Genomic DNA, 12282 nt, shown 5'->3' with positions numbered 1-12282 from the left:
TTGTAACTTCACATGAAATGGAGGAAACTCACATGTCAGTATTAGAAAACTGGGATAATTGGAAGAATTTCCTTGGTGATCGTTTAAACTATGCGCAAGATAAAGGCATGAGTCAGGATACCATCACTGACCTTGCTACAGAAATCGGCGGTTACCTGGCTAATGAAGTGGATTCTAAGAACGAGCAGGAAAAAGTGCTGGCAGATCTTTGGAGCGTAGCATCTAAAGAAGAACAGCACGCCATTGCCAATATGATGGTTAAGCTTGTTGAAAATAACAGCACTCATTAAGAAGAGAGGAGATTCTTCCTCTCTTTTTTATGTTTTCCCCATCATAGCAACATTCTTCTTTCTAATTAGAGAAAAATGCTTTATGATAAAGGAAGGTAAAATTTTGCCACAATGAAGGGGGTATATCATTTGGCAAAGCTCGAATGGTATTTTGAATATGAAATTCAAGTGAACCGCCCCGGACTGCTCGGGGATATTTCATCTCTTCTCGGGATGCTTTCTATTAACATCGTAACGATAAACGGCGTCGATCTTTCCAGAAGGGGAATGCTGCTCAGGTGCCGCCATATAGATCAAATTAAACGATTAGAATCAATCTTAAAAACGATGGAAACAATTAAAGTAACGAAGCTGAGAGAACCAAGGCTTCGCGACCGCCTCGCCGTGCGTCACGGCCGGTACATCCAGAGGGATGCCGATGATAAGAAAACATTTCGCTTTGAACGGGACGAGCTGGGCTTATTAGTCGATTTTATGGCCGAACTGTTCAAAAAAGAAGGCCATAAATTAATCGGGATCCGGGGAATGCCGCGCGTCGGGAAAACGGAGTCAATCGTAGCTTCCAGCGTATGCGCCAGCAAAAGGTGGCTGTTTGTGTCATCTACCTTGCTGAAACAGACAATCAGAAGCCAGCTGATTGCCGATGAATACAGTACTGAAAATGTCTTTATCATTGACGGCATTGTATCGACAAGAAGAGGATCAGAACGCCACCTGCAGCTGGTGAGGGAAATCATGAGGCTGCCTGCTACAAAAGTGGTGGAGCATCCGGACATATTCGTTCAAAATACAGAGTATACACTAGATGACTTTGATTATATTATTGAACTGAGAAATGATCCTGATGAGGTTATTACATATGAACATGCTGAAGAACCCCAAATGTTTGATCAATCCGGGTTTTCAAGCTTTGATTTTTAAAATTGGAAGGTGTTTGTTGTGACTGAACTAGGAATCCGGCTGAAAGAAGCCAGAGAGGAAAAAGCAATGTCATTGGATGATCTCCAAGCGGCAACTAAGATTCAAAAAAGGTATTTAACCGCCTTGGAGGAAGGAAATTATGACATTATTCCGGGTAAGTTTTATGTCCGGGCTTTCATCAAGCAATATGCGGAAGCCGTTGGGCTTGATGCTGACCAATTGTTTGAGGAGCATAAAAAAGATATCCCGAATACGTATCATGACGATGTGTCTGAAAAAATCTCCGGCATGAATCTGCAGAAGGAAATGCCAAAGCCTGCTTCTAAGGCGCTGGAATTGCTGCCTACAATACTTGTGATTCTCGGCGTGATTGTCGTGATCGCCATTGTTTACGCTATAATTCAGTTTGCGAATCATAAAAACGATGATAATAGCAATGCGGCATCAGAAAAATCAATCGCGAAAAGTGAAAGCAAGTATGAGATCCCTAAAGATTCAACGCTGAAAGAGAATCAAACCAACAGCTCTGAAAAAGAGACAGACACGAAAAAAGAAACGAAAGACAAAGAAGATAAAAAAGAAGACAGTGACAGTGACAAACTAGAGGTGAAAGCAACTGGCACTGAAGGATCTGTAACAACTTATGAAGTGTCCGGCGCTGACAAAATCGAACTTGAGCTGAAGGCTTCAGACAGCTCTTGGATTCGAGTGCGCGATGAAAACAGCAGCTCTCTTAAAGAGGGTACACTGAAAAAAGACGAAACGTATAAAAAAGACATAACTGATCAGAAACAAGTTGAAATCCGCACAGGATATGCACCTAACCTGAAAATAAAAATCAACGGTGAGGTTCTTTCATATAAACTTGATCCTAAAGAAGTGATGGCACAAACAATAAAGATTGTAAATAAAAAGGAAGAAAAGTCATCTTAATCACCAGATGACTTTTCTTCACGTCCGAGTATGAAACTGGAGGGGCTTTATGTTTAACTTACCGAATAAAATCACACTAGCAAGAATTGCATTAATCCCAATCTTCATGATTATCATGCTGGCGCCGTTTGACTGGGGCAGGCTCGAATTTGGAGACGAATCCATTCCGGTCACACACTTGGCGGGCGCTATCTTATTTATTATTGCATCGACGACAGATTGGATAGATGGTTATTATGCCCGCAAACTGAACCTTGTTACAAACTTTGGGAAATTTCTCGATCCGCTTGCGGACAAACTTCTCGTATCAGCAGCGTTAATTATCCTTGTTCAATTTGATCTTGCTCCAGCTTGGATGGTCATTGTGATTATCAGCCGGGAGTTTGCCGTAACAGGTTTAAGGCTTGTATTAGCCGGAACGGGAGAAGTAGTCGCTGCCAATATGCTTGGTAAAATTAAAACCTGGGCACAAATCATTGCAGTATCTGCATTGCTTCTTCACAATCTTCCGTTTGAGCTTGTGTCATTTCCGTTCGCTGACCTGGCGTTATGGGTAGCCGTATTCTTTACCGTTGTATCAGGCTGGGACTATTTCGCTAAAAACTGGGAAGCGCTAAAAACATCTAACTAAGAAAGAAGGACATACGTGATGGAATTTCCAAAAAAAGCAGAGATTATTGCAGTCGGTTCAGAGCTCTTACTTGGTCAGATTGCTAATACAAATGCTCAATTTATCAGCAAACAGCTGGCAGAAATCGGAGTAAACGTATTTTACCATACAGCAGTCGGTGATAATCCGGAGCGGCTGAAGCAGGTCATCCGCATTGCTGAAGAGCGCTCTGATTTTATTATTTTTTCAGGAGGGCTCGGACCGACAAAAGATGATTTAACAAAAGAGACGATAGCAAATGTGCTGGGACGTCCGCTCGTTTTAAATGATGAGGCGTTTCAATCCATTGAGGATTATTTCAAACGAACAAAACGCACGATGTCACCTAATAACCGAAAACAGGCGCTTGTCATCGAAGGATCTGACGTACTGGCGAATCACTTTGGAATGGCGCCGGGAATGCTTACAGAGCATGATTCGCGCTTTTATATGCTTCTTCCCGGGCCGCCGAGCGAATTGCGTCCGATGTTTGAAAATGAGGCAAAACCGCTTCTTCTTAAAAAGATGGGCTCCAATGAAAAAATTGTATCAACTGTTCTTCGCTTTTTCGGTATTGGAGAATCTCAGCTTGAAGCTGATTTAGAAGATATCATTGATGCACAGACGAACCCGACGATCGCTCCGTTGGCAGCGGACGGAGAGGTGACGCTTCGCCTGACAGCAAAACATGCCGATGAAAAAGAAACAGAGCGTTTGTTAAAAGAAACAGAAGCCGTTATTTTAGAACGTGTCGGTGAATTTTTCTATGGCTACGACGATACATCGCTTGTGAAAGAGCTATCTAAAGCATGCAAGGAAAAAGGCATCACGCTTTCTGCCGCAGAAAGCTTTACCGGCGGTCTGTTTTCTGAATGGCTGACAGACCTTAGCGGCGCTTCAGCATTGTTTTCCGGCGGCGTTGTTTGCTATTCAAACGAAGTGAAGCAAAATGTGCTCGGCGTCAAAAAGGAAACATTGGACCGTTTCGGCGCAGTCAGCGAGGAATGCGCATCTGAGCTCGCAAAGGGTGTTCAGCAGCTCACTGGAAGCGATATTGGCATTAGCTTTACCGGTGTTGCCGGCCCTGATACTCAAGAAGGCCATGCACCTGGACATGTGTTTATCGGTATTTCTGCAAACGGAAAAGAAGAGGTTCACGAGTTTCATTTTGCAGGCTCCAGAACAGGAATCAGAAAACGTGCTGCTAAATATGGCTGCCATTTAATTTTAAAACTGTTAGAGCAAAAATAATGTTTTCAGCACACTATCCTCCTCAAAAAACATGATTTCTCTGACTCATTATGATATTTTGGTAGAAATCAGGCCAAGAAAAAATCCGAATATGCGTTCGCTTTTTTCTTGGCAAATCCCTTCAAACAGGGTATAGTATATGTAGTGGTAACATAAAGGAGGAAAAAATAGAATGAGTGATCGTCAGGCAGCCTTAGATATGGCTCTTAAACAAATAGAAAAGCAGTTCGGCAAAGGTTCCATTATGAAACTGGGAGAAAAGACAGATACAAGAATTTCTACTGTCCCAAGCGGCTCCCTCGCTCTTGATACGGCACTGGGAATAGGCGGGTATCCCCGCGGACGGATTATTGAAGTATACGGTCCTGAAAGCTCAGGTAAAACAACTGTGGCGCTTCATGCAATTGCTGAGGTTCAGCAGCAGGGAGGACAAGCTGCGTTTATCGATGCGGAGCACGCGCTAGACCCGGTATACGCACAAAAACTCGGTGTCAATATCGAAGAGCTTTTACTGTCTCAGCCTGACACAGGCGAGCAGGCGCTTGAAATTGCAGAAGCGTTGGTTCGAAGTGGTGCAGTTGACATCGTTGTTGTCGACTCTGTAGCGGCGCTCGTTCCGAAAGCGGAAATTGAAGGCGACATGGGAGATTCACATGTCGGTTTGCAGGCACGTTTAATGTCTCAAGCGCTTCGTAAGCTTTCAGGGGCTATCAACAAATCGAAAACAATTGCGATTTTCATTAACCAAATTCGTGAAAAAGTCGGCGTTATGTTCGGAAACCCGGAAACGACTCCCGGCGGTCGTGCGCTGAAATTCTACTCTTCCGTTCGTCTTGAGGTACGCCGTGCTGAACAGCTGAAACAAGGCAACGACGTTATGGGGAATAAAACGAGAATTAAAGTCGTGAAAAACAAGGTGGCTCCTCCGTTCCGTACAGCTGAGGTTGATATTATGTATGGAGAAGGTATCTCAAAAGAAGGCGAAATCATTGATCTCGGAACTGAACTTGATATCGTGCAAAAAAGCGGTTCATGGTACTCTTATGAAGAAGAGCGTCTTGGCCAAGGCCGTGAAAATGCCAAACAATTCTTAAAAGAAAATAAAGATATCATGCTGATGATTCAGGAGCAAATTCGTGAACATTACGGCTTAGATAATAACGGAGTAGTACAGCAGCAGACGGAAGAGACACAGGAAGAACTCGAATTTGAAGAATAAAAATAAAATGAATTTGAAATGATAAAAAAGGCAGAGTGAAAACTCTGCTTTTTTTTCTTTTATATTTTCTGCAAAATAATGATAAATAAATTGGTTTTTTTGACAACTTTTATAGTGCTTCATACGTCTAACAAAACGTGTGTATTTGAAATTAGATTGGGAGGATAAAATGGATGACAAGCCCCACTCACAGAAGAACCGCGAAGCGCAGACGCAGAAAACTAAATAAAAGAGGAAAATTTTTGTTTGGTATGTTGGCGGCAATCATTTGTTTCATGATTTGGAATGCTGTTCATCGAGAGGATGAAGAAGCCGAACCATCTCAAGAAGCTGCGGCGGTTTCTGATACCGGTCAGAAGCAAGCTGATCAGAAGAAAAACAAAGCCAAAAAAACAGAGGAACAAATCAAAGAAGTGGAACGCAATGAAAAAATCAGCAGTTATTTAAAAGAGATCGGCTTCAGCGGGACAGCCATGATCGTCAGAAATGGAGAAGTCGTAATCAATAAAGGTTTTGGTTACGCGGACCGCGAGCATCACATAAAAAACAATCCTGCGACATCTTTTTATGTCGGTTCGTCACAAAAAGCGCTAATAGCAACCGCTATTTTGCAGCTTGAGGAAAAGGGAAAGCTTCAGACAAGTGATCCGGTCAGCGCGTATTTACCCCATTTTCCCAATGGAAAGAATATTACATTAAAGAATCTGCTTACTCACACATCGGGAATAAACGGACATGTTGAAGGGAATGGCGAGATCACTCCGGATGACTTAATAAAAGACATAGAACAGCAAGGAATCAAACGCCAGCCTGGAATATGGGACTATCAAGATTCTAACTATTCAGTTCTCGCTTATATTGTTGCTGAAGTGAGCGGTGAGTCTTATGAACAATACATAAACAATCATATTTTTAAGCCGGCAGAGATGACGCATTCGGGTTTTTACAAGACATATGATAAGCAGCCTTATCCAGCTGTCGGCTATAAGCTGAAAGGCAGCAGGGCCATTACACCGTATATGCTCGATTTATCTCAGATGTATGGAGCAGGCGATATATATATGAGTGCTGCCGATATGTACAAATTTGACAAAGCACTGATAGACGGCAAGCTCTATTCGCAAGAAAGCTATGAAAAAATGTTCACACCAGGGAGCAGTTCCACATACGGAATGGGATTTTATGTTGCCCCCGGAAGCTATTCAAACCACGGAGTCATGCCGGGCTTCAACGTATTGAACAGCTTCAGCAAATCCGGACAAACCGTTGTTGTTTTGTTGTCAAACATTCAAAATAACGCTAAACTTGGACAAGTGAACAATAAAATATACCAGCTTCTAAATCAAGAGTAATTTACGATCTGTTTTTTCAAAAGATTGGCGGATTCACGTTCGGCACGATAAATGGGGGCGGCTCGGCAAACGTTAAGCTGGCAAGCTTGACAAGTATTTCCGACACAATTACAATGAAGTTGTAACATTTGTTTTTTTAACATGATTGTTAAACCATTTAAACTTGACAAGGGCGATGAAACTTTCATTCCCTGTGAAGGTTCTGTATGTTGAGAAAACTAGACAATGTACATGCCGACACTTATTTTGAGCAACAACCAAGTTCATAGCAAGAGGAGGTGAAAGTATGACCCCAATTATGATGGTTCTCATCTCCATTTTGCTGATTCTACTCGGTTTAGTTGTTGGCTACTATGTTCGTAAAACCATTGCCGAAGCGAAAATTGCAGGCGCACGCGGTGCAGCCGAGCAAATTCTTGAAGATGCAAAGCGTGATGCTGAAGCACTGAAAAAAGAAGCTCTGCTTGAAGCAAAGGATGAAATCCACAAACTTCGAATAGATGCTGAACAAGAAGTTCGTGAAAGACGAAATGAGCTTCAAAAACAAGAAAACCGTTTACTCCAAAAGGAGGAAAACCTTGATCGCAAACATGAGGGAATTGATAAACGGGAAGCGATGTTGGAGAAGAAAGATCATTCTCTGAATGAACGACAACAACATATTGAAGAGATGGAAAGCAAAGTGGATGAGATGATTCGTATGCAGCAGTCAGAGTTGGAACGAATTTCGAGTCTGACTCGTGACGAAGCGAAACAAATCATTCTTGACCGGGTTGAAAACGAGCTTTCACATGACATCGCCATCATGACAAAAGAAACTGAGAACCGTGCGAAAGAAGAAGCGGATAAAAAAGCGAAAAACATTCTTTCACTCGCCTTACAGCGCTGCGCAGCGGACCACGTTGCCGAAACAACGGTATCAGTTGTCAATCTTCCAAATGATGAGATGAAAGGACGTATCATCGGCCGGGAAGGGCGTAACATTCGTACGCTTGAAACGCTGACAGGTATTGACCTGATTATCGATGATACCCCTGAAGCTGTCATTCTGTCCGGATTTGATCCGATCAGACGTGAGACAGCAAGGATTGCTCTTGATAAACTCGTTCAGGATGGCCGTATTCATCCGGCACGGATTGAAGAAATGGTTGAAAAATCTCGCCGCGAGGTCGATGACTACATTCGTGAGATGGGTGAGCAAACGACATTTGAGGTTGGCGTTCATGGCCTCCACCCAGATCTGATCAAGATTCTCGGCCGCTTAAAGTTCCGTACAAGCTACGGTCAAAATGTGCTTAAGCATTCCATGGAAGTCGCATTCTTGGCTGGGCTGATGGCATCGGAGCTTGGAGAAGATGCAAAGCTTGCTAAACGGGCAGGATTACTTCATGACATCGGAAAAGCGATTGACCATGAAGTAGAAGGAAGCCACGTTGAAATCGGAGTCGAGCTTGCGACTAAATATAAAGAGCACCCAGTCGTAATTAACAGTATTGCATCACACCATGGGGACGAGGAGCCGACTTCTATTATCGCTGTGCTGGTAGCTGCAGCAGATGCGCTTTCCGCTGCAAGACCTGGCGCAAGAAGTGAGACGCTCGAGAACTACATTCGAAGACTTGAAAAGCTCGAAGAAATTTCTGAGTCCTACGAAGGTGTTGAAAAATCATTTGCGATTCAGGCTGGACGTGAAGTGCGTATTATGGTGAAGCCGGATTCAATAAATGATCTTGAAGCTCATCGCCTGGCGCGAGATATCCGAAAACGAATTGAGGACGAGCTCGATTATCCAGGTCATATTAAAGTGACAGTCATTAGAGAAACTCGAGCCGTAGAGTATGCAAAATAAAGTGATGCGCTAAGCATCACTTTATTTTTTTGACGGCTGAGGAATAGAAAGGATTTACAAAATGAGAATTTTATTTATCGGAGATGTTGTCGGGTCACCGGGCCGCGACATGGTAAAAGAGTATGTGCCAAAGCTGAAAACAAAATACAAGCCGCATTTTACCATTATAAATGGCGAAAATGCCGCACATGGAAAAGGCTTAACAGAAAAAATCTATCACAGTTTAATACAGTCTGGCGCAGATGCAATCACGATGGGAAACCACACCTGGGACAAAAAAGAAATTTTCGATTTTATCGACGATGTCCCGAACTTAGTCCGTCCCGCAAACTTTCCGGAAGGAACACCGGGAAAAGGGATCACATATGTGAAAGCAAACGGTAAAGAACTTGCTGTTATCAACTTACAAGGCCGTACGTTTTTACCGCCGCTCGATGATCCGTTTTTAAAAGCGGATGAATTAATTGCCGAAGCTGCTAAAAGAACACCGTACATTTTTATCGACTTCCATGCGGAAGCGACAAGTGAAAAGCTCGCACTCGGCTGGTATACGGATGGACGGGCATCTGCTGTAGTAGGAACTCACACTCACGTGCAAACAGCGGATAACCGCATTTTGCCGAAGGGCACGGCATATATTACTGATGTAGGAATGACCGGTCCATATGACGGTATACTGGGGATGGACAGAGAAACGATTATCAAACGTTTCAAAACAAACCTTCCTGTGCGCTTTACTGTCGCTGAAGGAAAAACAACCCTGAGCGGTGTCGTCATTGATATAGACGATCAAACGAAAAAAGCCGTTAAAATCGAACGTATTTTAATCAATGATGATCACATGTTCTTTGAATAATTGATCACATGGTTATTTTATAAAAATATTAAAAAGAAAAGCAGGAATATAGCAACTCCTTAGTGAATATAGTAAAAATGGAAGGTAGCCCGCTATTTTTGAAAAGCATTGTGGGGATGGCTTTTTGGATAGCAACATCTAATAATGATTGTTCTAATGAACACTCACTTATCCATTGTAAAACTAAGGGGGAGCAGAAATGGAAATCTTAAAAGTTTCAGCAAAATCGAGTCCAAATTCAGTGGCAGGTGCGCTTGCAGGTGTGTTAAGAGAGCGCGGGGCCGCCGAAATTCAAGCAATTGGAGCGGGTGCTTTGAACCAAGCTGTAAAAGCTGTGGCAATCGCCAGAGGATTTGTGGCGCCAAGCGGGGTCGATTTGATTTGTATTCCGGCTTTTACTGATATTCAGATCGATGGTGAAGAAAGAACAGCGATTAAATTAATCGTGGAGCCTCGCTAAGAAAATTAAAGTATTCACAACCTGTTTGCATATGCAAGCAGGTTGTTTTTCATTTATTGTGATATTTTCTCTCAATAGTATTTTTATAATATAAATGAACCATATGTCATGTGTAAAAACGATTCCGGCTTTTTATTAAAAAAATTTTGCCCATTTTTCAAGACGGATACTTTTGTCTTTACTAGGAGGACACAGCTATTTACGGTGATTCCAGATCATGGTACAATCCGGTTGTAGCAAGACTTTTAAAGGAGGATTGTACATGCAGAGTGGAAAGATGAAAGCTGTAATGAAAAAACACGGTGCTTTCGGCGCTGTGCTGGCTGAAGTTCCCATTCCTGAAATCGATAAGCATGAAGTTCTTATAAAAGTTAAGGCAGCTTCCATTTGCGGCACGGATGTGCATATTTATAATTGGGACCAATGGGCACGGCAGAGAATAAAAACTCCTTGTGTCTTCGGCCATGAGTTCAGTGGCATTGTCGAGGCTGTAGGCGAGAATGTCAGCAGTGTAAAAATCGGGGAGTATGTTTCTGCGGAAACACACATTGTATGCGGCACATGCGTCCCTTGTTTAACAGGAAAGCCTCATGTATGTAAAAATACAGCCATTATCGGAGTGGACACGGCAGGCTGTTTTGCGGAGTATGTCAAAGTGCCGGCCGAAAACGTTTGGAGGAATCCCGCGGATATGGACCCGGCGATTGCTTCCATTCAAGAGCCTTTAGGAAATGCCGTTCATACAGTTCTTGAGAGTCAGAACGCCGGAGGAACGACTGCCATTATCGGATGCGGGCCGATCGGACTTATGGCGGTAGCGGTCGCAAAAGCAGCAGGTGCAGCGCAGGTGGTCGCCATTGACAAAAATGAGTACAGATTAGCTCTCGCCAAACAAATGGGAGCCACAAGCACGGTCTCCGCCGAAAAAGAAGATCCGCTCAAAATTGTAAGCGCTTTAACGAGTGGAGAAGGAGCTGATCTTGTTTGTGAGATGTCGGGTCACCCTTCAGCTATCGCGCAAGGCCTAGCAATGGCTGCAAATGGCGGGAGATTTCATATTCTCAGCCTGCCGGAACATCCGGTTACCATCGACTTGACGAATAAAGTCGTGTTTAAAGGCCTTACCATCCAAGGGATCACAGGGAGAAAGATGTTTACGACATGGCGGCAGGTTTCACAATTGCTTGGATCAAACACACTGGATCTTTCACCTATTATTACCCATCAGTTTCCATTAGAAGAGTTTGAGAAAGGGTTTGAACTGATGAGAAGCGGACAGTGCGGAAAGGTTATTTTAATTCCATAAAAGGGGGATCAACATGACAAAAGAATTTGAGTTTCTAAAAGCAGAGCTTGAAAGAATGAAAGAAAACCATACATGGCAAGACGTTAAACAGGTTGAATCAATGCAGGGCCCTTCTGTTACAGTGAATCATAAAAAAGTTATTCAGCTTTCTTCTAATAATTACCTCGGATTTACTACACACCCAAGACTCATCAAAGCTGCACAGGAAGCTGCTCAGCAATTTGGAGCCGGAACCGGTTCAGTCCGGACAATCGCGGGAACGTTTACCATGCACCAAGAATTGGAGAAAAAACTGGCAGCCTTTAAAAAAACAGAGGCGGCACTAGTCTTCCAATCAGGCTTTACAACAAACCAAGGTGTACTTTCCAGCATTCTTTCAAAAGACGATATTGTCATTTCCGATGAATTGAACCATGCCTCTATCATTGATGGAATCAGATTGACTAAGGCGGATAAAAAGGTTTATCAGCATGTAAATATGAGTGATTTAGAGAAGGTGCTGAGAAAATCAATGAATTACCGCATGCGCTTGATTGTCACTGACGGCGTATTTTCAATGGATGGAAATATTGCTCCTCTGCCTGACATTGTGGAGCTCGCTGAGAAATATGACGCTTTTGTGATGGTTGATGACGCCCACGCATCCGGAGTGCTTGGCGAAAACGGCAGAGGGACGGTAAATCATTTTGGTCTTGACGGAAGGGTTCATATTCAAGTCGGAACGTTAAGCAAGGCAATCGGAGTTTTAGGGGGATACGCTGCCGGTTCAAAGGTGTTAATCGACTATTTGCGTCATAAAGGCCGTCCATTTTTATTTAGCACGTCACATCCTCCGGCTGTAACTGCAGCTTGTATGGAAGCAATTGATGTCTTGCTGGAAGAGCCGGAGCATATGGAGCGTCTGTGGGAGAATACACATTATTTTAAATCAATGCTTGTCCAAATGGGTTTTACTCTTACACAGAGCGAGACGCCGATTTTGCCTATTTTAATAGGTGATGAGGGGGCAGCGAAGCAATTTTCTGATCAGCTTCTGTCACAAGGTGTTTTTGCCCAAAGCATCGTTTTCCCGACTGTTGCAAAAGGAAAAGCCAGAATACGCACAATTATTACAGCCGAGCACACCAAAGAAGAACTGGATCAGGCCCTTGATGCCATCGAAAAGACAGCAAAGGAGCTTCAGCTATTGTAAGGAG

12 protein-coding genes are annotated in these 12282 nt (G+C 43.2%); all 12 read left to right on the top strand.

Features of this window, described 5'->3' with window-relative positions:
- The first annotated feature begins 32 nt into the window (after nt 1-32).
- The 12 genes from M1D69_RS11960 to M1D69_RS11905 all read left to right on the top strand — a co-directional run bounded on the left by M1D69_RS11960 (nt 33) and on the right by M1D69_RS11905 (nt 12278).
- Nucleotides 33-290, top strand: a complete 258-nt coding sequence (locus tag M1D69_RS11960) for a DUF3243 domain-containing protein (RefSeq protein ID WP_044155842.1) — start codon at nt 33-35, stop codon at nt 288-290.
- A gap of 129 nt (nt 291-419) precedes the next feature.
- Nucleotides 420-1211, top strand: a complete 792-nt coding sequence (locus tag M1D69_RS11955; RefSeq protein ID WP_024121452.1) for a DUF3388 domain-containing protein — start codon at nt 420-422, stop codon at nt 1209-1211.
- 18 nt (nt 1212-1229) lie between these two features.
- A complete protein-coding gene (gene rodZ, locus M1D69_RS11950; protein ID WP_024121453.1) occupies nt 1230-2144 on the top strand; it encodes a cell shape determination protein RodZ in 915 nt (304 codons plus the stop codon).
- 49 nt (nt 2145-2193) lie between these two features.
- Entirely contained in the window at nt 2194-2775 is a 582-nt protein-coding gene (gene pgsA, locus M1D69_RS11945; protein ID WP_010334305.1) for a CDP-diacylglycerol--glycerol-3-phosphate 3-phosphatidyltransferase, read from the top strand.
- Nucleotides 2776-2793: 18 nt separating this feature from the next.
- Nucleotides 2794-4044 carry a competence/damage-inducible protein A gene (locus tag M1D69_RS11940; RefSeq protein ID WP_059352925.1) on the top strand — a complete coding sequence of 417 codons (1251 nt, stop codon included), beginning with the start codon at nt 2794-2796 and terminating at the stop codon, nt 4042-4044.
- Nucleotides 4045-4216: 172 nt separating this feature from the next.
- The gene (gene recA / locus M1D69_RS11935; RefSeq protein WP_099042952.1) at nt 4217-5263 is read left to right on the top strand and encodes a recombinase RecA; all 1047 of its coding nucleotides are present in this window, start codon (nt 4217-4219) and stop codon (nt 5261-5263) included.
- A 173-nt stretch (nt 5264-5436) separates the two neighbouring features.
- Nucleotides 5437-6615, top strand: coding sequence for a serine hydrolase domain-containing protein (locus M1D69_RS11930; RefSeq protein ID WP_458105972.1), 1179 nt, complete (start codon nt 5437-5439; stop codon nt 6613-6615).
- A 286-nt stretch (nt 6616-6901) separates the two neighbouring features.
- Complete coding sequence (gene rny, locus M1D69_RS11925; RefSeq protein WP_010334309.1) at nt 6902-8464, top strand: ribonuclease Y; 1563 nt, start codon at nt 6902-6904, stop codon at nt 8462-8464.
- Between the two features lie 61 nt (nt 8465-8525).
- On the top strand, nt 8526-9320 hold the full coding sequence (gene ymdB, locus M1D69_RS11920) for a 2',3'-cyclic-nucleotide 2'-phosphodiesterase (protein WP_003245138.1): 795 nt from the start codon (nt 8526-8528) through the stop codon (nt 9318-9320).
- 199 nt (nt 9321-9519) lie between these two features.
- Entirely contained in the window at nt 9520-9780 is a 261-nt protein-coding gene (spoVS, locus tag M1D69_RS11915) for a stage V sporulation protein SpoVS (RefSeq protein WP_003154135.1), read from the top strand.
- A gap of 262 nt (nt 9781-10042) precedes the next feature.
- The gene (tdh, locus tag M1D69_RS11910; protein ID WP_458105973.1) at nt 10043-11086 is read left to right on the top strand and encodes an L-threonine 3-dehydrogenase; all 1044 of its coding nucleotides are present in this window, start codon (nt 10043-10045) and stop codon (nt 11084-11086) included.
- 13 nt (nt 11087-11099) lie between these two features.
- Entirely contained in the window at nt 11100-12278 is a 1179-nt protein-coding gene (locus tag M1D69_RS11905) for a glycine C-acetyltransferase (protein ID WP_458105974.1), read from the top strand.
- Nucleotides 12279-12282 lie beyond the last annotated feature (4 nt).

It is taken from the genome of Bacillus sp. PK3-037, from assembly GCF_054161355.1.
The sequence above is the reverse complement of the archived record's forward strand: the minus strand, read 5'-3'. Positions and strand labels throughout refer to the sequence as shown.

Coding starts and splice junctions, on each gene's coding strand:
- M1D69_RS11960 (WP_044155842.1), top strand. CDS start 33: ATGTCAGTATTAGAAAACTGGGATAATTGGAAGAATTTCCTTGGTGAT.
- pgsA (WP_010334305.1), top strand. CDS start 2,194: ATGTTTAACTTACCGAATAAAATCACACTAGCAAGAATTGCATTAATC.
- M1D69_RS11940 (WP_059352925.1), top strand. CDS start 2,794: ATGGAATTTCCAAAAAAAGCAGAGATTATTGCAGTCGGTTCAGAGCTC.
- recA (WP_099042952.1), top strand. CDS start 4,217: ATGAGTGATCGTCAGGCAGCCTTAGATATGGCTCTTAAACAAATAGAA.
- M1D69_RS11930 (WP_458105972.1), top strand. CDS start 5,437: ATGACAAGCCCCACTCACAGAAGAACCGCGAAGCGCAGACGCAGAAAA.
- rny (WP_010334309.1), top strand. CDS start 6,902: ATGACCCCAATTATGATGGTTCTCATCTCCATTTTGCTGATTCTACTC.
- ymdB (WP_003245138.1), top strand. CDS start 8,526: ATGAGAATTTTATTTATCGGAGATGTTGTCGGGTCACCGGGCCGCGAC.
- spoVS (WP_003154135.1), top strand. CDS start 9,520: ATGGAAATCTTAAAAGTTTCAGCAAAATCGAGTCCAAATTCAGTGGCA.
- tdh (WP_458105973.1), top strand. CDS start 10,043: ATGCAGAGTGGAAAGATGAAAGCTGTAATGAAAAAACACGGTGCTTTC.
- M1D69_RS11905 (WP_458105974.1), top strand. CDS start 11,100: ATGACAAAAGAATTTGAGTTTCTAAAAGCAGAGCTTGAAAGAATGAAA.